The following is a 21,228-nucleotide window of genomic DNA, read 5'->3' on the forward strand; positions in this document are numbered from 1 at the left end:
CCTAAGTTAACTTAGGCGTTTTTAATAACTAGATAATTTCTAACAATTCAACTTCGAAGACCAAAGCTGAATAAGGCGGGATTGAAGCACCCGCGCCACGCTCACCATAAGCCAAGTGATGCGGGACATATAATTTAAGCTTAGTGCCAACAGGCATTAGCTGTAATGCCTCAGTCCAACCAGCTATCACACCTGATACCGGGAACTCAGCAGGCTGACCACGAGCAACAGAGCTGTCGAAAACATCACCACTGATAAATGTACCATGGTAGTGAGTACGTACAGTTGAATCATAGGTAGGCTTTTCGCCGTCACCTTGAACAAGTACTTCGTATTGAAGACCAGACTCAGTAATCGTAATACCGTCACGCTTAGCGTTTTCAGCTAAGAATGTTTCGCCTTCAGCAGCAGCGGCTTCAGCAGCAGCTTCTTGAGCTTCTTGTAAACGACGACTAATTTCAGTAAATGCAACTTGAAGCTCTTCCATTGATACTGCGCTTTCTTTACCGGCAAATGCATCAGCAAGACCAGCTTGAACAGCCGGGATATCAATACCTTCAAAAGAGTTTGCCGCTAGCTGCTCGCCCATTTGACGACCTACACCGTAGCTAGCATGCTGTTCCATAGTGCTGAACAAATCTGACATAATAATTTTCTCTCAATAAACATAAAAAATTCGCACCAGAGTTTATCACAATAAACTCCGTCAATGTTGGCAAAAAACGCTATTTAACTTGAGCAATTTTACACTCAGTCAAAGACTGTTTTCTTGCCTGTGTATAAAGCAGCATCACTTGATTTTGCGCCGCTTGTAAGTCTTCAATTCGATGACTGTGTGACGGATGAGTCGACAACAGCTCAGGCCCTTGTGCACCTCCAGCCTTGGCCATATTTTGCCACAAAGCAATGCTTTGCGCCGGATTAAATCCCGCTTTAGCCATTAGCTCTAAACCTACAATATCAGCTTCAGACTCTTGACTGCGGCCAAAGGGTAAAATAATGCCGACTTTTGCCCCTAAGCCAAGTCCGGCCATGTACAGATCTTTATTAGCAATTCCAGATGCGCCTATCGCTGCATCGGCGGCTTGCATACCCAAACCAGTAAGCTGGGCGCGAGATACTTGCTCATTTCCATGTTGCGCTAACACATGTGCCACTTCGTGCCCCATCACAGTAGCAAGTTGATCTTGATTAACGGCGACCTTCAATAAACCGGTATAGACACCAATATGACCGCCCGGCAATGCAAAAGCATTAACCTGGTCTGAATCAAATACCACTACGTCCCATTGTTGGGACTGATCAGGTAATACTGCTGTGATACGTTTAGCAATACAATTGACATAGTCAGTTTGGGCTTTATTTTGACTTATTTTTTCACTTTGTTTCATTGCCTCAAACGACTGACCACCCATTTGCTGCATCTGTGTATCAGAAAACAATAAGGTCTGCCCTCGCCCCGTGGGCGATTGACTATTGACACAGCCCACTAATAAAGCAGCAACAAATAGGGTTAGTGCGAGAGGTTTCATGTTGTCATCCCTTAAACATTATTGAATCAAAAAGCTAATCCAGCATTAGCTTATTTTATACCAGTCTTTAGCGCGAATACATCACTTACAATATCAAACATCAGCTCGCATTAACGGGTCGGTTTGCGTTTGGTAAAATCACTAATACTGCGTTTGTTAGCTGTACGACGATTAGCTTGTTTATCGCGAGGCGCTCGCTTACTGGCTTCGCTCGTTGGCTTATCTGTTACGGCAAAACCAGCGAGTTCAGTTAACGGTAACGCTTGCCTTGTTAACAGCCTAATAGCATCCAAGCTTAATAACTCAGCATGACTCACTAATGACAAGGCAACACCACTTAATCCTGCCCGAGCAGTTCGTCCTATACGATGTACATATACAGCGGCCTGGCTAGGTAAATCAACATTTATGACCACAGGTAGAGCGTCAATATGGATACCACGAGATAATACATCGGTAGCCACTAGTACTGTTAACTGTTGATTTTTAAACTGCTCCAAAGTATGGCTTCGTACAGCTTGTTCTTTATCACCATGAAGTGCCGCGGCATTAATACCCGCTTTGACTAATTTTTTACATAATGAATCGACATCATCTTTAGCATTAACAAATACCAACACCTGTGACCATTGGTGCAAAGTAATTAAGTGGATCAGTGCTTTTGCTTTACTGCCTTTATTTACATGATATAAGGTTTGAGCGATATCAGCCACAGCACTATTGATCACATGCGCCTGAATACGCACATGTGCTGTCGTCAAAACTTGCTCGGCTAATGTGGTTAATGGCTCAGGCAATGTGGCCGAAAACAATAAACGCTGCCCAGTTGGCATCATTGCGATTAGCGCATTAATGTCGCCAATAAAACCCATGTCCAATAATCTATCTGCTTCATCAAGTACTAAGCTTTGCAGATGTTCAAACTGAATAACACCTTGCTGCGCTAACGCTAATAAGCGCCCTGGGGTCGCAACAATAAGGTTAGCAGGTTGTGTCAATCGCTCTACTTGCAATTCAATTGCTTGGCCGCCGCATAGCATATCAACGCGTAAATTTAATGCTTGCGCTAACGGGGCTAAATCTTGCATCACTTGTGAAGCTAATTCTCGAGTTGGCACTATGACCACCGCAGAAAGACCAACCTCTGGAGACAGACTCAAGCGCTGTAAAAGTGGTAAACCATAAGCATAGGTTTTACCGCTACCGGTTTGCGCCAATGCCAAGACATCTTGCCCAGTCAATATTGCAGGGATCGCTAATTGCTGAACGCGACTAGGCTCAGTCACTGCTGGCGGTAATGCGGTTAATAATGTTGGATTGAGCTGGAATACAGAAAATGACATACATAACGCCTAATGGTAGAAAAAACAGCTAAATAAGTTGCTAAAAAATTGTATCGTTAAAAATGTGTTCGCCATGAACTAGACAGACATTGACGTCATCTGCAGAGCTATAACATGTCACCTTTTAGTACCTGATTATACCAGTCAATAAAAAAGGCTGTTTACCTAAAGTAAACAGCCTTTCATGATAGTCACGTTTAATGGAACGATACTAACTGTTTAAGTCTTGAAAAAACTTTTTTACGCCATCAAAAAAACCTTCCGCTTTAGGGCTGTGCTTTTTTGACTCGCCAGTTAAGGTCGCTTCAAACTCACGCAATAACTCTTTTTGTTTGTCATTCAAGTTAACCGGCGTTTCCATGACCACTTTACACAACAAGTCACCAACGGCATGGCTACGAACCGACTTAACCCCTTTACCACGCAAGCGGAACATACGCCCAGTTTGGGTTTCTGTTGGGATTTTAAGGCTAACTTTACCGTCTAATGTCGGTACTTCAATCTCGCCGCCTAATGCCGCTTTACTAAATGAAATAGGCACTTCACAGTATAAGTTATTGGCATCACGAGTAAAGATGGCATGTTCACGCACACTAACCTGCACATATAAATCGCCAGGAGGTGCACCAAACTCGCCCGCTTCACCTTCACCGGTTAAACGAATACGATCGCCTGTATCAACACCGGCTGGAATTTTAACTGACAGAGTTTTGCTTTTCTCGACTCGGCCTTCGCCATGACATTTGCCACAAGGATCTTTAATAATTTTACCGCGACCATGACAAGTAGGACACGCTTGCTGAACAGCAAAGAAACCTTGGCGCATTTGCACTTGGCCTTGACCATGACAAGTGCCACATGTGGTTGCAGAGGTGCCTTTTTTAGCGCCACTACCATCACACAAATCACATGCAGCGAGTGTCGGAATGCGTAATTCTTTGGTTAAACCACGGACAGCTTCTTCTAAAGATAATTCAAGGTTGTAGCGTAAGTCACTACCACGTGCAGCCTGACGTTGACCACCGCGGCGACCGCCACCAAAAATATCACCAAAAACATCACCAAAGATATCGCCAAAATCACCTTGGCCACCGCCGTGTCCACCACGATTAGGATCGACGCCAGCATGACCAAATTGATCATATGCAGCTTTCTTGTCGCTGTCGGTTAAAATTTCGTACGCTTCTTTAATTTCTTTAAAGCTGGCTTCTGCGGCTTTATCACCCGGATTACGATCTGGGTGAAATTTCATCGCTAAGCGTTTGTACGCTTTTTTAATTTCGCGTTCACTGGTGTCACGTCCAACACCGAGAACTTCGTAATAATCACGCTTTGACATAGTGTTCTGTTTCTCGAAGGTGTGAGTAAGTTGTTAAACTTAATTTATACAAACGGGCGTGTGAGGATAGCCTCAACGCCCGCTTTTAAAGTAACTAACTGAAATGGTTAATTACTTTTTGTCGTCTTTAACTTCTTCGAACTCAGCATCAACAACATCATCAGCAGGCTTAGATTGGCCAGCATCTTGTGCTTGGCCTTCAGCTTCGCCTTGCGCTTTAGCTTGAGCAATTTCCATTAACTTAGCAGACGCTTCGATAAGAGCTTGAGTTGCAGTGTCCATTGCTTCTTTGTCTTTGCCTTTAATAGCCGTTTCTAAAGTTGCAATTGCCGCTTCAATCTTTTCTTTTTCATCGCTTGCTAAAGCATCACCAGCTTCTTCAACTTGTTTTCTAGTTGAATGAGCTAAACCATCTGCTTGATTACGCGCTTTAACTAACTCTTCAAATTTCGCATCTTCGTCAGCATGAGCTTCGGCATCACGTACCATTTGCTCTACTTCTTCATCAGACAAACCAGAAGAGGCTTTAATGGTAATGTTTTGTTTCTTACCTGTTTTCTTGTCTGTTGCAGACACATGTAAGATACCATCAGCATCGATGTCGAACATCACTTCAACTTGTGGCTGGCCACGTGGTGCAGGCTCAATACCTTCAAGGTTAAATTGACCTAAAGACTTGTTTGCACTCGCTTGCTTACGCTCACCTTGAAGTACGTGAATTGTCACGGCACTTTGGTTGTCGTCAGCGGTTGAGAATACTTGCTGAGCTTTAGTCGGGATAGTGGTGTTTTTATCGATAAGCTTAGTCATCACACTGCCCATGGTTTCAATACCAAGAGACAATGGTGTAACGTCAAGTAGCAATACGTCTTTCACTTCACCTGAAAGTACGCCAGCTTGAATCGCCGCGCCAACTGCAACCGCTTCATCAGGGTTGACGTCTTTACGTGGCTCTTTGCCGAAGAAGTTAGTTACCGCTTCTTGTACTTTAGGCATACGAGTTTGACCACCAACAAGAATCACTTCATTGATGTCTGATACTTTTAAATCAGCGTCAGCTAGGGCAACTTTTAACGGCTCTAAAGTACGTTGAATTAAGTCTTCAACTAATGACTCTAATTTAGAGCGAGTAATTTTAACCACTAAATGTTTAGGACCTGATGCATCTGCAGTGATGTAAGGCAAGTTAACTTCAGTGTGGTTAGTGCTTGAAAGCTCGATTTTTGCTTTTTCAGCAGCTTCTTTCAAACGTTGCATCGCTAGAGGATCTCTACGAAGATCTAAGCCTTGGTCTTTCTTAAATTCGTCAGCTAAATAGTTGATTAAGCGGTTATCGAAATCTTCACCACCTAAATGAGTGTCACCATTGGTTGCTAACACTTCAAATGTTTGGTCACCATCATTACTGTCGATTTCGATGATAGAGATATCAAATGTACCACCACCTAAATCGTAAACGGCAACGACGTTGTCGCCTTGCTTCTTATCGATACCATAGGCAAGTGCAGCAGCTGTTGGTTCGTTGATGATACGCTTAACATCAAGACCTGCGATACGGCCAGCATCTTTAGTTGCTTGACGTTGTGAATCGTTAAAGTAAGCAGGAACAGTAATAACCGCTTCAGTCACTTCTTCACCTAAAAAGTCTTCAGCTGTCTTTTTCATCTTTTTCAAGATTTCAGCCGACACTTGTGGTGGTGCCATTTTATTACCACGAGACTCAACCCATGCATCACCGTTATCAGCGCCAATAATTTTGAATGGCATGATGTTCACATCACGTTGCACTTCATCGTCTTTAAAACGACGACCGATTAAACGCTTAATCGCAAAAAATGTGTTTGCAGGGTTAGTAACAGCTTGACGCTTAGCAGGTTGGCCAACAATAATTTCATCATCGGTGTACGCGATGATTGAAGGGGTTGTGCGATCACCCTCTGCGTTTTCAATTACGCGTGCTTTGCCGCCATCAAGGACTGCTACACACGAGTTTGTTGTGCCTAAATCGATACCAATAATTTTGCCCATGGGGTCCTCCGAAATTGACGTTATTCGTCGCAAATATGTTATTTGATGTTGATATGGGGATGAACAACCAGTATTTCAAGCATTTTATTGCTTAACTTGAGATTCATATTAACCACTCATATCAGCCTTGATACCTATATTGGGACAGCAAAGTGAATTACAAGGGGAATGCTAAAAATTTATCGTGTTTTACTGATATTATTGACGCAGCATCAATGAGCGAAGGGGTTTTCTCTTCAACTAACAACAACAGCTTAAATAATTGTATTGTCGAGCTTACCACTGCAATGTGAGGCTAAACCGCCTGTTTATTTTATTTTGGTTAGCTGTAGCAAGGCGCAAGCTCTGCCATGTCTTTACTATTACCCCTTAAGCCTTTTACGTCTTATAACAGCATGAACTGCTCGAATATTAGTCTCAAATAATCCAACGTTACTTAGGCACTGATGACTGACCTTTGCAGCCGAGTTTACCGATGGCTAACATCAGCTAACTCAGAGAGAATAGGCACTCGGGTATGTTTTAATCCTCCTCATATTAGCTAACCCTATCAGCAGAACTTATTGTCAGGATATTAAACAGCGACAGATAAGCATTAAATAACGCTATTCATTTGATAAAAACACAACTAAAGTTATAAAAGTATCAAGGATGCTTAGAAAACAATCAAAATGCAATTAATTGAAGAGGTAGTAGGCAATGGGACTGCCAAGATGGAATTTAAGTGATAACACGGAACGTAAAATACGCATTATTATTTTAATCGTTGTAGCATTAATCCTTATCTATGAAAAGTTTTGTGGCATGAGCTCCACTCAATATCCAGCGATGTATTTAAGCGTGTTTTCACTGATAGCCACGTTTATGACCAATGCGGTACAGCGTCGCTATTTCACCTATGTAATGGAATACGCTCAAGCATTTAGAATTGTAGCCATATTAATGACCGGAGCATTTTTTGTGATTTGGTTGTTAACCACCTATGAACGCTTGAATGAATCCGCAATGCCAAGCCATCTTATTTATAATATGTAATGCGCTATTTGATTGTCAAAAACCAGCTCTACATTCACAAATTATCAATAATAAGGACGCTTAACAGCGCCCTTATTATCATGAAGACCATCACCCAATCAGTTATTGTCTACAAGTATAATCGCCCCAGGCGAGCCACTTATACGTCGTCAAAGCATCTAACGCCATGGGACCACGAGCATGCAATTTTTGGGTACTCACGGCAACTTCTGCGCCAAGACCAAACTGTGAACCATCTGTAAAACGAGTACTGGCATTCACATACACTGCAGCGGAATCAACTTGATTCATAAAGTCGCTCGCTGTGTGAATGTTATCCGTTAAAATAGCCTCAGAATGTCCTGTCGAATATTGACGAATATGCTCCACCGCTTCGTCAATATCATTGACCACTTTGATCCCTAACGTAAGTGATAACCACTCGGTTGAGAACGACTCATCATGCGCTGGAGTAACATCAAAACCTAGACCGTCAAGATAAGGTAAGGCAATGGCACAAGCATGGAAACGTACCCCAAGCGAATGTAAATGTGAGGCAATATTTGGAATAAATTCAGCGGCTACCTGTTGATGTATTAGCAATGTATCTAAGGCATTACACACTGTTGGGCGTTGCACTTTAGCGTTAGCAATCACATCAATTGCACGGACTAAATCGGCCTGTTTATCAACCAATAAATGACAGATGCCAATCCCACCTAGAATCACTGGAATGCTCGATTGTTCAGCACACAATCGCTGCAGATTTTGTCCACCACGGGGGATAATCATATCGACATATTTGTCGAGCCTGAGCAAACCACTAACAAGACTTCGCTCAGGTGAATCAATAAGCTGCACGGCATCTTTAGGTAAATCTAGGCTCACGAGTGCATCTTGAATGACTTCACTTAGCACTTTATTGGAGGTCAGGGTTTCTTTACCTCCGCGCAAAATCACGGCATTGCCAGTCTTTAACGCTAACACAGCAATATCAACTGTGACATTTGGCCGAGCCTCATAAATCACTCCCACCACCCCTAATGGAACACTGCGACGAGTTAAGCGTAAGCCGTTATCTAATACTCTACTTTCAGCTTCTTTACCGACAGGGTCAGCTAGGGCGATGACATTATCAATGTCAGCGATAATCCCGCCAAGCCGTCCTTCGTCCAGCATCAACCTATCGATCATGGCTTCGGTTAAACCACTTTGCTTCGCAGCAATGATATCTTGTGCATTGGCTTGTAAAATATCATCTTTCCGCTGGGCTAAGTGATCGGCAATAGTTGCTAACAACAGGTTTTTCTGTTTTGCCGTTAAACTCGCTAAGATAAAACTGGCAGCTTTAGCGCGTTGGCCGAGTAGGGTTAAATATTCTGTTTCTGTGGCTGACATTTGCTTATCCTTAATTATCGAGTACGACCATATCATTGCGATGAACCACGGCATCCCCGTAGTTATAACCGAGTAAACTTTCTATGTCATCAGAGTGTTTACCGCTAATTTTAATTAAATCATTGGCACAATAACGGCTAATGCCTTTAGCTAAAATCTTACCGATTTGATTAACGATCAGTAAAGTCGCACCACGCTCAAAATGACCTTCTACATCAATAATACCTTTAGACAATAAGCTACGACCATTAGCAACGACGGCAACCGATGCTCCAGCATCAATGACTAATTTACCTTGCGAAGCTGGGCCGGCAAGGATCCATTGCTTGCGACTTTCTAATGGATTTTCTATGGCACTAAAATGAGTACCAACAGACTCTCTAGCCGCTACTCTGGCGATAACATCAGGATGATGACCGGAAGCTATCACCACTTCAATACCCGCACGGCGAGCCACATCGGCAGCTTCTAGTTTGGTTGCCATACCACCCGTTCCAAGTCCAGACACAGAACCGCCAGCTAACAAACGCAAACTGTCGTCGATATTAACAACTTGTTTAATCAACTGTGCTTCTGGATGCGTGCGCGGATCGGCATCAAATAAGCCTTTTTGGTCAGTCAGTAAGATCAGTAAATCAGCATCGCAAAGCAAGGCTGCACGGGCGGACAAATTATCATTATCACCCACCTTAATTTCATTGGTGGCAACGGCATCATTTTCATTAATGATCGGGATAATATTATGAGCTAATAATGCATTTAAAGTGTCACGGGCATTTAAATAACGTTCGCGATCTTGCAAATCAGCACGAGTTAACAATAACTGGCCAACATGTAAGCCGTAAATACTGAACAATTGTGACCACGCCAAAATTAACTGACTTTGACCTACAGCTGCAAGTAACTGTTTATTCGCCATAGTGTCGGGCAACACCGGATAATGTAAATGCTCTCGCCCAGCAGCTATTGCGCCCGATGTACACAATACAACTTCAACGCCTGAACGCATAAGCGAGGCCATTTGCCTGGCCAATTCAACCATATGTGCTTTATCGAGCTTTTTACTGCCAGATGTCAGCACGCTGGTGCCTAACTTAACTACTACGCGGCGATAACCCATTTATCTCACTCAGCTTGCAAAAAATATTCAGTTCATTTTTATACCCAATTCACTCGATAATTCATAGTGAAAGCCGCTAATAGTGGAATATTTATCTAGATTAACTATTTTCAGGTTAATAAATGGTTATCAAACAGTCTCTAATCCTGCTAACTCAGTTTCATTAAGCTTAAATAGCTTGGCTATTGGCGCCTTATTAGAAAAACAAAAAAAGGGCTAATAGCCCTTTTTTTGTTTTGGCCTTAGCCAATTTATAACCATTTACCCTATTGATGGGCAACGGATTAACTATAAATAAATTTCGCCACAAACAATGCTGCTACAACTAAAATACCTGAATTTAAATCTTTAAAACGTCCTGTCATCAATTTGATTGCAGCGTAAGAAATAAACCCAAGGCCAATAGCATTGGCAATAGAGAAAGTTAACGGCATTAATAAACATGTCACCACCACTGGAGCGGCTTCCGTTATATCTTCCCAATCAACATTCACCAAACCTGACATCATTAAAATAGCCACGTAAAACAAGGTACCAGTTGTTGCATAAGCTGGCACCATAGCAGCTAACGGCGATAAAAATAACGCCGCAACAAACAACAATCCAACCACCACAGCGGTTAAACCTGTGCGGCCGCCAGCACTTACCCCTGCAATACTTTCAATATAGCTAGTCGTCGTTGATGTACCCAATGCCGCACCGGTAATGGTGGCAACACTGTCTGCTGTTAATGCACGTTTAACTCGCGGCAAGCGGCCTTTTTCATCCAGTAATCCACCACGTTGTGCAACAGCAACTAAGGTGCCGGATGTATCGAATAAATCAACAAACAAAAAAGCAAAGACGACAGATAACATGCTAATTTCTAATACACTAGACAAGTCCATTTTCATGAATGTAGGAGCAATAGACGGTGGCATAGCAACTAAGCCTTGATACTGTACGTCACCAAAAATCATGCCGAGAGCCGTCACGATCAAAATACTAAAAATAACTGCCGCTTTCAGGCCACGATGCACCATAGCAATAATTAAGAAGAAACCTAACGCCGCCATCAAGGCTGGAAATGAGGTAATGTCACCCATAGTCACTAATGTTGCAGGACTTGCCACAACAATGCCGGCATTTTTTAAGCCAATCAATGCTAAAAATAAACCAATACCTGCCGCGATACCAAATCGCAATGACATAGGAATACAGTTAACAATCCACTCGCGGATCCTAACTAGAGATAAAATTAAGAAGCACACCCCAGACATGAACACCGCACCAAGGGCCGTTTCCCAGCTATAACCCATTTCACCTACTACAGTGTAAGTGAAAAAAGCATTAAGTCCCATACCAGGCGCTAATGCGATAGGGTAATTAGCCAATAAGCCCATAACTAAACACCCTATGGCAGCGGCTAAACATGTGGCAACAAATACCGCACCATGATCCATTCCTGCATCAGCAAGCATCATAGGGTTGACGAAAATAATGTAGGCCATGGTTAAGAAAGTAGTAAGACCGGCTATCGCTTCTTGTTTAAGACTCGTGTTGTGTTGTTTAAGTTTAAATAATTTTTCTAACATGGAGCGAAGGTCCTTGGGCAAAGGTTAACGTTGAGTTTATCGTTTTAATCGTTACAGATGAGGATAAGGCATGCTTACCATGCTAAGCCGACATCTTTACGCAGGATAGGTGTTAATTAGCTGGAAATTATAAGTACTTACGACCTTGATAGCTATCTATTGCCTTTTTATTGAAAGATTTCAGTTTTTTATATAACGCACTAACCAATTGGCTAAATTTCAGGTAAAAAAAAGCCTACTCAAAAGAGTAGGCAGACATGTTACAAGCATTCCGTATGGGGAAAGGAAAGCTAGCACCACTGAATGTGATGTGGTAATAAACTATTAGTTTATCACCTTGTCTAAACCGTCAAACGAGACGAACAAAAGGTTGATGGATATTAAAACGACGTAAAGAGGGTCAATTCTTAACGTTTCATGGCGAATATACCGCCACGTAAAACTGTCACATCAGCAAACCAAGTGTTTTGCCAATAAAATTTGCTGCTACCTGTATAAGACATGGTCTTCTCCTGAATAAAGTTAAGTTGCATAAACCTAGTAAAGCTTGGCTCGGTTCCCTGGAACGTACATTTCTCAAATCCATTGAGACAACTTGTCACTCAGATCCTTGGAGGCTATATCCATCCTGGATTAACTAGAGCCGGCAATGATAATCCTTGCCGACGAAATGAATTATACAAAACTGTAATTTAATTACAAGTATTATTTGCTTTAATTCACAAAAACTTCATTAAAAGTGATTTAATTACAATAATTTCTGATTAAAACCATGTTAACCCATTGTTATCGGCATGTGATCGTTAAAATGAAACCAATACTTACAACAACTTAATAATGCACCACCTACAAAAATGAAAACTGTAATAAAGCAACCAAAGGGCTTGCAGTTGGCTTTCCGTAGAGAGGATCGCCCTCAACAGCACTGCCTGCAATATCGATATGGGTAAATGCCAGTTCTGTTTCGGCTAATCCAGATGCTTTTATCAAGAAAGCGGCAGGATATTGATGCCCACGAGCCGTAATTGAAGACGGAGCATTATTCGATGACACCACATCTGCAGCGCCATTTTTATCGGCAACTTTATCAAAGTCTTCTGGACGTAATTGTGAAACCTCAAATGGTTCCCCCCATAATTGCCCCACTTCAGCTAATGTTGCTGCAACACCTTGCTTTTTAGCCGCGCTATTTCCAACTAATGCAGGGTAACCACCGTAGGCTCGTACAACATGACCGGTTAACGTCGCCACCGAAAACAATTGTGGATTCACCGCAGTTTGAGCCTGTAAACGTAAATGGGATAACAAATCGGCTAGCACTAAACGCCCTTCAGCATCGGTATTACCTATACGGACTCGCACACCTGCGTGACTGGCAATAATTTCATCGGTAACAAATGCATCACTGCCAATACTGTTTCTCACTAACCCAAGCTCGGCGACCACTTTGATCCCTTTAGGTTTAAGTATCGATAGCGCCTTCATTAAACCGGCAACCGCAGCTGCGCCACCTTTATCACGGCTCATGCCAGCCATTGACCCGGCAACTTTAATATCAGCGCCACCAGTGTCGTAAACCACACCTTTACCCGCAAAGAATAAGGTTTTGGTAATAGTGCCTTCACCAACATATTCAAGCTTTACCACTCGTGGATGATGACGAGCCACATCAAAAGAGCTTCTGCCAACAGCGCTTAATAATGGATATTGCGCTTTTAACTGCTCGGCTCGATCAGTCACAGATACAGCCAAACCGCTATCAGCAAAAGCATCAACACAATATTGTGCAAACCCAATAGCCGACATACGCTCAGGTTCTGTACCACAAAGATCGCGCGCCAATACTCGTCCAGACTCTGCCGCATTAAGTAATAAACTATGGGTGGCGGTATTCAATAGTCCAATCGCGGTTAAACTCGGTGGCAAAGACTTTGCTTCTCGTGCTTCTAACGGTTGCCAAAGCTCTTGTCCACAAGCTAGTGCGGCAACTTGTTCAGCATTAGCAAAACGCTTGTCAGTTACGCTTGGTACAACTAATAAAGGTTTAGTGGCACCTGCGGCTTTAGCAATGGCAATCCCCTCTCGAGCAGCTTTGGCAAAAATCCTCACATCGCTATACTCATTGCCGCTATCAGCCACTGGAGAGATGATCAATCGACCACCGGCCAACCCTGGTGCAAAAAGGAGCGTGGCACTTTTACCGACACGCATATCAATTTGGCGGGCGTGTGCAGCAAGCAAACTCACTTCATCTTGTTTAATCTCAGCTAAACTCGTCGCTATCACGACAACAGCGTCCCAACCTTCGCCTTCAAAAATAGCCCCATCACTTGTGACATCAATAATTGGCACTTGGAACGCGGTAACCGCTTTATTCACTTGGGTCATACAAGATCCTTACTCTTTAGGAATACAGATAAATTAGTGGGTTCATAATTATTTACATATTTGTGGACTAAACCTTGGCAAATAGGTATCGCAATATCAAGTAACTGCGCAGAATATGTTAAAATAATTGCAGTTATATTTTGTGTCGTATATCGACTTGATTTCATCTTAGAGGGCGTTTCGTGACTGCATTAACTCAATTATATCCTCAGCCTCTATGGCAATGGTTTGAACAAATTTGCGCTATTCCACATCCATCAAAGCATGAACATGCGTTATCACAACATATTCAGCAATGGGCAAAAGCTCAAGGCCTTGCGGTTGTTGAAGACAAAGTCGGTAACTTGATCATCCGTAAACCTGCCACAGCAGGAATGGAAAACTGTAAAATAGTGGTGTTACAAGCGCACATTGATATGGTGCCGCAAAAAAATGCCGACAAAGTACATAACTTTGAAACCGATCCGATTGAAGCTTATGTAGACGGTGATTGGGTTAAAGCTAGAGGAACAACCTTAGGTTCTGATAACGGTATTGGTATGTCTTCGGCGCTGGCTGTTTTAGGCAGTAAAGACATTAAGCACGGGCCACTCGAAGTACTGCTCACCATTGATGAAGAAGCTGGCATGACGGGCGCTTTTGGTTTAGAAGCCGGTTACCTTGATGCAGAAATCTTAATCAATACAGACTCTGAGCAAGAAGGTGAAATCTACATGGGTTGCGCCGGCGGTGTTGATGCACAGATAAGTGTACCAATGTCTTGGCAAGCACCAGAACAAAGCAACGCCAGCTTTTCACTGACCATGTCAGGATTAAAAGGCGGTCACTCTGGGGTTAACATTCACCTTGGACGTGGTAATGCCAATAAGTTATTAGCGCGCTTTTTGTTTAAATACAGTGACGAATTAGCCCTAGAGCTAGTTAGCTTTAGTGGTGGCTCGCTGCGTAATGCCATTCCGCGTGAAGCTAACGTGCAATTTATGCTACCAGCAGAAAATATTGACGCACTAAAGCAAGCCATTGAATCGTTCCAAGCCCTAGTTCGTGAAGAATTAGCCGTTGCAGACCCAGGCATGCTACTGAGCTTAGCAGCAATTGATGCACCCACCAAAGTCATGGGCGAAGAAGCGCAAAATACCTTAATCGACTTATTACATGCTTGCCCTAACGGTGTAATGCGCATGAGTGATGAAGTGGAAGGCGTCACTGAAACATCACTAAATATAGGCGTGATCAGCACTGAAGATGAAAGCGTAGAAATATTGTGCCTTATTCGATCATTGATTGATTCAGGTCGTGAAGAAGTCACCGGTATGCTAACCGCACTATCAAACCTATCGGGTGCTAGCATAGATTTAAGCGGTGCTTACCCGGGTTGGAAACCAGATACTAGCTCACCTGTAATGGCAATTGTGCGAGACACCTATAACGATATTTATAAAAAAGATCCTACCGTGATGGTTATCCATGCTGGTCTAGAATGTGGTTTATTTAAAGAGCCTTATCCACTAATGGACATGGTCTCTATTGGGCCGACTATTCGTTATCCACATAGCCCTGATGAAATGGTCAACATCACCACTGTTGGTCAGTACTGGGAATTGCTACTTGCCGTATTAGAGCGTATTCCAGCTAAAGAAGCGTAATCAGTAGCGATGATTTATGCGTAAAACCAAAAAACGACAGAAATGTCGTTTTTTGGTTTTAGACTTGAGCGTTTTTCATTGCGACTCTAACCTTTAAAACTGCAAATCAAGCTGAGTAATATGTGCCACTGGATTATCTGTAACAGCCAATGTTGTATCAGCTAAACCAACACTAACCCCCAATAAGCGAATACCTCGCCCTTGGCTGCGCAGCAAAGCCTGTTGCAGTAAATCATGAAACAAATTAATCGACATTTCATCACTGCGATGTTCGATGGTGGTCTGTTTAAAATCATTAAATTTCAGCTTCACAACTTGCTTGTGGATCTGTCTATCTTTAGCACTGCGATGAACCCGAGCACTCAGTTCTTGGATAAGCTGTGGTAATACTTGACGACATTGCTCTAAGGTAAAAATGTCTTTGGCTAACGTAGTTTCAACCCCAACAGACTTTCGTACCCGATGCGGACTAATTTGTCTTGGATCTATCCCTTGTGATCGCTCAGCTAGTACATGACCAAACTTGCCAAATACCTCAATTAATTGCGCTTTTGGATACTGTTGCACGTCATAGCAGGTGGTTAAGCCAATATCAGCTAACTTTTTTGAAGTGACTTTACCGACGCCAGGAATTTTACTCAGAGGAAGATCTTTTACAAAATCACTAATTTGATTAGGAGTGATGACATATTGACCGTTGGGTTTATTTAAATCGGAAGCGATTTTAGCTAAAAACTTAATCGGTGCAATACCCGCTGAGGCGGTTAAACCTGTGGTCTCAAATATATCATTTCGAATAGCCTTGGCAATTAACGTGGCACTGCCTTGGTGAGCATCGCAATCAGTCACATCAAGATAAGCTTCGTCTAGAGACAAGGGTTCGACAAGATCTGTGTATCGATGAAAGATCTCACGTATTTGCACAGACACCGATTTATATACATCCATGCGCCCTGGCACTAAAATTAACTGCGGACACAGCTGCAGTGCATGATAACTGGACATAGCACTTCGCACGCCAAATTTGCGGGCCTCATAACTGCAGGTACTTATCACACCGCGGCGATCACTTCTGCCGCCAACAGCAATGGGCTTTCCTCTTAATTCAGGAAAATCTCGCATTTCTACCGCAGCAAAATAACAATCCATATCGATGTGAATGATTTTACGCATTCTATAACCATCATCATTTACTCAATTAAAAACAATGATACTGTATATAAAAACAGTATTCAATCATTGTCTCACGGACACAAAAAAGCCCAAACTGAGTTGGGCTTTACTAACATGTAACGTGTCGACTAAGTCGTTACATTTTAGTCTGTAAATAGTTCTGTAAACCAATACGTTCAATAAGACCTAATTGCTTTTCTAACCAATACATATGATCAGATTCAGTGTCATCTAATAACACCTCTAAAATTTCACGGGTTTGGTAATCAGCCTTTTGCTCACATAAGCCGATAACCTTACGTAAATGATCAGCCACATGGTATTCATATGCAAGATCATTTTGTAGCATTTGTTGCACATCTTTACCTAGGTTGAGCGCTTCACGACTGGCAACATCTGGAGTGCCTTCTAAAAATAAAATACGTTGGATCAACTTAGCTGCATGTAATTTTTCATCGTCTGATTCATGTAGAATACGGGTATAAAGTTCGTTAAATCCCCAATCCTCATACATGTGAGCATGGACAAAATATTGATCCATAGCAGATAATTCGCCGGTCAATAAACTATTGAGCGCATCGATGACTTCTGGATGACCTTTCATAATAATGTCCTATTAATCGTTAATTTGTGATTGAAGGTAATTTTGAATACCCGTTTGAGTGATGAGCTCTTGTTGTGATTCAATCCAATCTAAATGCTCTTCTTCATCTTCGAGTAAATCTTCCATTAAATCGCGACTAACATAATCTTGCTGAGTTTCGCATACCTTAATGGCTTCACGCAAAATGGCAATTTGTTCCGTTATCGCAGTGAGATCGCAGCTAAGCATTTCTTCAGCATGTTCACCAATACGCAATTTATCTAACTGTTGTAGGTTAGGTAAACCTTCAAGAAACAATACACGTTCAATCAGCTTGTCAGCATGCTTCATGTCTTCAATCGATTTTTTATATTCTTTCTCATTAAGCTTTTCCAATCCCCAATGCTTAAACATACGAGCATGTAAAAAGTATTGGTTAATAGCGGTCAGCTCACAAGTAAGTACACGATTGAGTTGGCTGATGACTTTAGGATGACCTTTCATAGTAGTGTCCTCGAGAAGTAATGTGATCTTGATCAATTACAAACAGAATAAAACACTATAGGGTAAAATGCAAATTATCCTTTATTTTCACACACTTACAATTGATAACCATTATCATTATAACTAAGCTTTGTAACTGGCCAGCAATACTCAAGCATAAAAAAAGCCTTCAAAATGAAGGCTCTTTACAAAGCATTAGTGAAACAACCTAAGCTTAAAATAATTAACGAGGTTAAATAATACGATTTTGGTTAAGCAACTTATTTCGAGCTTGCTCTTTTTCCATACGGCGTTTGCGTTTATCACATGGATCATCACAGTCACAGGCTTTCTCTATACCTAAAACACCTAAACCACCGCAACTGCCTTCTACCGCTTTTTTCTTTACGATATAGCCAATGGACATTAGCAAAAAAAATAATAATAAAACCACAAACGCTGCAATAAATGTACTCATCACAAACTCCTATTGACTCATTCAGATTAGGGTAAACTGGTTCAATAAATTAGTAGCTCAATCAACCAGTTTAAAAATAAGCAAGCTACTTAAGATACGATTTAAACGCATCACTGTAATAGACCTGATATCCCTGCTCTTGCTTCTCTATCAACATTACCGCTAAATTGTTCTTTTTAGCTAACGCCAATGAAGCCTCTGTACCTAACACCATCATGGCCGTTGCATATCCATCTGCGGTCATACAACTAGAGTGTAACACGGTTGCTGAAGCTAATTGATGCTTTATTGGATAGCCGGTACGAGGATCAATTAAATGTGAGAAGCGCTCACCATTTTCTTGATAAAAGTTACGATAATCACCCGAAGTTGCCAATGACATAGTGCCAGGTTCAATGATTTGCTGAACCGCTTGACCTTCGCTGGTTGGTTGCTCTACAGCTACTCGCCAAGGGATATTATCACTCTTAGTTCCTTTGACATTCAGTTCGCCACCAATTTCAACTAAATAACCAGATACATGATATTTATCTAATAAAGCGGCAACCTTGTCGACGCCAAAACCTTTGGCAATTGAAGATAAATCGACATACAAATCTGCATTATGCTTGGTTAATGTCAAACCGTTTACAGACAGCTCATGTATGCCCATTTTAGCTTTTGCAGCATCAATTTGAGCTTGAGTAGGTTCTGATATAGGGCGCTTATCGGGACCAAATCCCCATAAATTAACCACTGGGCCTAAAGTGATATCTAATGCACCATCAGTCTCATTATAAAGACGCATGCCCTCTTTAATCACCTTAATTGTATCGGCCGAGACGCTAACGCTCTGCTGCACCTGCAATTGATTAAACTTAGACAGTTCTGAGTCAGGACGGTAAGTCGACATTTGATCGTTAACCACCTCCAATGCCATGTCAATTTCAGCTTGCAGTAGCTGTGGTTCGGGTAAGCTTTTATTACTGACCACTTTAATATGATAAGTGGTACCCATTGTACTGCCAGATAATGAAATAATAGGCTCTGGAGAGCTACATGCACTCACAAATAATAAAACAGCTGGCAATAGCAGTAACTTGATTGAATTTACAGTCATCTCAAATTTACACTTGTATTAAATCAACAAAAAAAATTGCAGCATGCGAGACCTGTGTTTAACCACCCTGTCTGCACTGCTGCAATCTCATGACTTACATGTCGATGTTATGGGTTAACTCATTAACCACCGAAATCATCTAATAAGATATTTTCGTCTTCGACACCTAAATCTTTTAGCATACCAATAACAGCTGCGTTCATCATTGGAGGTCCACACATGTAGAACTCACAATCTTCTGGCGCATCATGGTCACGTAAATAGTTTTCATACAATACGTTATGGATAAATCCAGTATAACCAGTCCAGTTATCTTCTGCTTGCGGATCTGATAACGCGACATGCCATTTGAAGTTCTCATTTTCAGCCGCTAAGCCATCAAAGTCTTCTACATAGAACATTTCACGTTGAGAACGCGCACCGTACCAGAAACTGATCTTACGCTTAGATTTAAGACGCTTTAATTGGTCAAAAATATGTGAGCGCATCGGGGCCATACCTGCACCGCCACCAATAAATACCATTTCTGCATCGGTATCTTTAGCGAAGAACTCACCAAATGGACCAGAAATAGTCACTTTATCACCGGCTTTTAAGCTCCAAATATATGAAGACATTTTACCGCAAGGCAAGGTTAAATTACGTGGCGGTGGCGTAGCAATACGCACGTTCAACATAATAATCCCAAACTCTTCTGGATAGTTAGCCATAGAGTAAGCACGAATAGTTTCTTCGTCTACTTTAGACTCTAACTTGAAGAAACCAAAGTGTTCCCAGTCACCACGATACTTATCAGGCACTTCAAACTCAGCATACTTAATATGATGAGCAGGCGCTTCAATCTGAATGTAACCACCGGCGCGGAAAGGCACAGACTCGCCATCAGGAATTTGCAGCTTAAGTTCTTTAATGAACGTCGCTTTGTTATCGTTAGAGATAACAGCACATTCCCATTTCTTGATGCCGAAGATTTCTTCATCAAGTTCAATTTCCATATCAGATTTAACGTTTACCTGACAAGATAAACGACAACCTTGACGAGCTTCGCCCTTGCTAATGTGATCAAGTTCGGTTGGCAGAATATCACCACCACCAGACTTAATATTCACACGACACTGACCACATGAGCCACCGCCACCACAAGCACTTGATACGAAGATGCCGTTGTCTGCTAAAACGCCAAGTAACTTGCCGCCAGCACCTGTTTTAATTGCTTTATCTGCGTCGCCGTTAATACCAATAATGATATCACCGCTTGCCACTAGTTTTGATTTAGCGAATAAAATCACTAACACCAAAACCAAGACAATCACAGTAAACATACTCACACCTAGATAGACTTCTAGTGGAGTAGATTCAAGAATACCCATTCACTTATCCTTAAAGGTTCAAATTAATGCGTCGTCTCAGTGACTCTTACAGAGAAACACCTGAGAATGACATGAAACCTAGAGCCATAAGACCTGCAGAAACGAAGGTAATCCCTAAGCCTCGTAAGCCATTTGGCACGTCAGAATATTTCATCTTTTCACGGATACCGGCTAGCAATACGATTGCTAACGCCCAACCAATACCAGAGCCAATACCGAATACTACGCTCTCGCCAAGGTTATAATCACGCTCTACCATGAAAGATACTGCACCGAAAATTGCACAGTTCACGGTAATCAAAGGTAAGAAAATACCCAACGCGTTGTACAAAGGTGGAAAATACTTGTCTAAAGCCATTTCCAAAATTTGCACAAGTGCTGCAATCACACCGATAAAGGTGATGAACTTCAAGAAGCTCAAATCAGCATCAGGGAAACCAGCCCAAGCTAGAGCACCTGGAGCTAACAGACCTTGATAAATAATTTGGTTAGCAGGAACCGAAATAGCCAGTACCACGATAACTGCAACACCTAGGCCCATCGCAGTAGTGATTTTCTTTGATACTGCTAAGAAAGTACACATACCTAAGAAGAACGCTAGCGCCATGTTTTCAATGAAAACGGAGCGAATTAATAAACTAATATAATGTTCCATTGCGT

At 42.0% G+C, this 21,228-nt stretch carries 18 protein-coding genes; 2 read left to right on the top strand and 16 right to left on the bottom strand.

The annotated features are described in order from the left end of the window. Window positions 1-28: 28 nt before the first annotated feature. The 5 genes from GW828_RS17600 to dnaK all read right to left on the bottom strand — a co-directional run bounded on the left by GW828_RS17600 (window position 29) and on the right by dnaK (window position 6,242). Window positions 29-646: a BamJ family beta-barrel-assembly machinery protein gene (locus tag GW828_RS17600; RefSeq protein ID WP_124017652.1), complete on the bottom strand. Its 618-nt coding sequence runs from the start codon at window positions 644-646 to the stop codon at window positions 29-31. A gap of 79 nt (window positions 647-725) precedes the next feature. Beyond that, window positions 726-1,532, bottom strand: a complete 807-nt coding sequence (locus GW828_RS17605) for a M48 family metallopeptidase (protein WP_182741657.1) — start codon at window positions 1,530-1,532, stop codon at window positions 726-728. 110 nt (window positions 1,533-1,642) lie between these two features. Then, on the bottom strand, window positions 1,643-2,875 hold the full coding sequence (locus GW828_RS17610; RefSeq protein ID WP_182722051.1) for a DEAD/DEAH box helicase: 1,233 nt from the start codon (window positions 2,873-2,875) through the stop codon (window positions 1,643-1,645). A 211-nt stretch (window positions 2,876-3,086) separates the two neighbouring features. Further along, complete coding sequence (dnaJ, locus tag GW828_RS17615) at window positions 3,087-4,214, bottom strand: molecular chaperone DnaJ (RefSeq protein WP_124017655.1); 1,128 nt, start codon at window positions 4,212-4,214, stop codon at window positions 3,087-3,089. A 111-nt stretch (window positions 4,215-4,325) separates the two neighbouring features. Continuing rightward, window positions 4,326-6,242: a molecular chaperone DnaK gene (dnaK, locus tag GW828_RS17620; RefSeq protein WP_124017656.1), complete on the bottom strand. Its 1,917-nt coding sequence runs from the start codon at window positions 6,240-6,242 to the stop codon at window positions 4,326-4,328. A 699-nt stretch (window positions 6,243-6,941) separates the two neighbouring features. Here dnaK and GW828_RS17625 point away from each other — a divergent pair. Beyond that, window positions 6,942-7,277: a hypothetical protein gene (locus GW828_RS17625; protein WP_124017657.1), complete on the top strand. Its 336-nt coding sequence runs from the start codon at window positions 6,942-6,944 to the stop codon at window positions 7,275-7,277. Between the two features lie 102 nt (window positions 7,278-7,379). On the opposite strand, the gene GW828_RS17630 is transcribed toward GW828_RS17625, so the two are convergent. The 4 genes from GW828_RS17630 to GW828_RS17645 all read right to left on the bottom strand — a co-directional run bounded on the left by GW828_RS17630 (window position 7,380) and on the right by GW828_RS17645 (window position 13,736). Beyond that, a complete protein-coding gene (locus GW828_RS17630; RefSeq protein WP_273058594.1) occupies window positions 7,380-8,654 on the bottom strand; it encodes a glutamate-5-semialdehyde dehydrogenase in 1,275 nt (424 codons plus the stop codon). Window positions 8,655-8,664: 10 nt separating this feature from the next. After that, window positions 8,665-9,774: a glutamate 5-kinase gene (gene proB / locus GW828_RS17635; protein ID WP_124017659.1), complete on the bottom strand. Its 1,110-nt coding sequence runs from the start codon at window positions 9,772-9,774 to the stop codon at window positions 8,665-8,667. A 284-nt stretch (window positions 9,775-10,058) separates the two neighbouring features. Continuing rightward, on the bottom strand, window positions 10,059-11,348 hold the full coding sequence (locus GW828_RS17640) for an NCS2 family permease (RefSeq protein ID WP_124017660.1): 1,290 nt from the start codon (window positions 11,346-11,348) through the stop codon (window positions 10,059-10,061). An 846-nt stretch (window positions 11,349-12,194) separates the two neighbouring features. Then, on the bottom strand, window positions 12,195-13,736 hold the full coding sequence (locus tag GW828_RS17645) for a M17 family metallopeptidase (protein ID WP_273058592.1): 1,542 nt from the start codon (window positions 13,734-13,736) through the stop codon (window positions 12,195-12,197). Window positions 13,737-13,918: 182 nt separating this feature from the next. Between GW828_RS17645 and GW828_RS17650 the strand changes: the two genes are divergently transcribed. Continuing rightward, window positions 13,919-15,382: an aminoacyl-histidine dipeptidase gene (locus tag GW828_RS17650; protein WP_182722053.1), complete on the top strand. Its 1,464-nt coding sequence runs from the start codon at window positions 13,919-13,921 to the stop codon at window positions 15,380-15,382. A gap of 93 nt (window positions 15,383-15,475) precedes the next feature. On the opposite strand, the gene dinB is transcribed toward GW828_RS17650, so the two are convergent. The 7 genes from dinB to nqrE all read right to left on the bottom strand — a co-directional run bounded on the left by dinB (window position 15,476) and on the right by nqrE (window position 21,223). Then, entirely contained in the window at window positions 15,476-16,555 is a 1,080-nt protein-coding gene (gene dinB, locus GW828_RS17655; protein ID WP_182722054.1) for a DNA polymerase IV, read from the bottom strand. A gap of 136 nt (window positions 16,556-16,691) precedes the next feature. After that, window positions 16,692-17,159, bottom strand: coding sequence for a bacterioferritin (gene bfr, locus GW828_RS17660; RefSeq protein WP_273058589.1), 468 nt, complete (start codon window positions 17,157-17,159; stop codon window positions 16,692-16,694). Between the two features lie 12 nt (window positions 17,160-17,171). Beyond that, window positions 17,172-17,642, bottom strand: a complete 471-nt coding sequence (gene bfr, locus GW828_RS17665; RefSeq protein ID WP_124015677.1) for a bacterioferritin — start codon at window positions 17,640-17,642, stop codon at window positions 17,172-17,174. 232 nt (window positions 17,643-17,874) lie between these two features. Beyond that, the gene (gene nqrM / locus GW828_RS17670) at window positions 17,875-18,099 is read right to left on the bottom strand and encodes a (Na+)-NQR maturation NqrM (RefSeq protein WP_124015676.1); all 225 of its coding nucleotides are present in this window, start codon (window positions 18,097-18,099) and stop codon (window positions 17,875-17,877) included. 85 nt (window positions 18,100-18,184) lie between these two features. Next, window positions 18,185-19,198 carry an FAD:protein FMN transferase gene (locus GW828_RS17675; protein WP_273058586.1) on the bottom strand — a complete coding sequence of 338 codons (1,014 nt, stop codon included), beginning with the start codon at window positions 19,196-19,198 and terminating at the stop codon, window positions 18,185-18,187. 122 nt (window positions 19,199-19,320) lie between these two features. Then, complete coding sequence (gene nqrF, locus GW828_RS17680) at window positions 19,321-20,568, bottom strand: NADH:ubiquinone reductase (Na(+)-transporting) subunit F (RefSeq protein ID WP_124015674.1); 1,248 nt, start codon at window positions 20,566-20,568, stop codon at window positions 19,321-19,323. Between the two features lie 46 nt (window positions 20,569-20,614). Then, entirely contained in the window at window positions 20,615-21,223 is a 609-nt protein-coding gene (nqrE, locus tag GW828_RS17685; RefSeq protein WP_101085796.1) for an NADH:ubiquinone reductase (Na(+)-transporting) subunit E, read from the bottom strand. Window positions 21,224-21,228: the final 5 nt, after the last annotated feature.

Source organism: Shewanella vesiculosa (assembly GCF_009994065.1).
GTDB classification, from domain to species: domain Bacteria; phylum Pseudomonadota; class Gammaproteobacteria; order Enterobacterales; family Shewanellaceae; genus Shewanella; species Shewanella vesiculosa.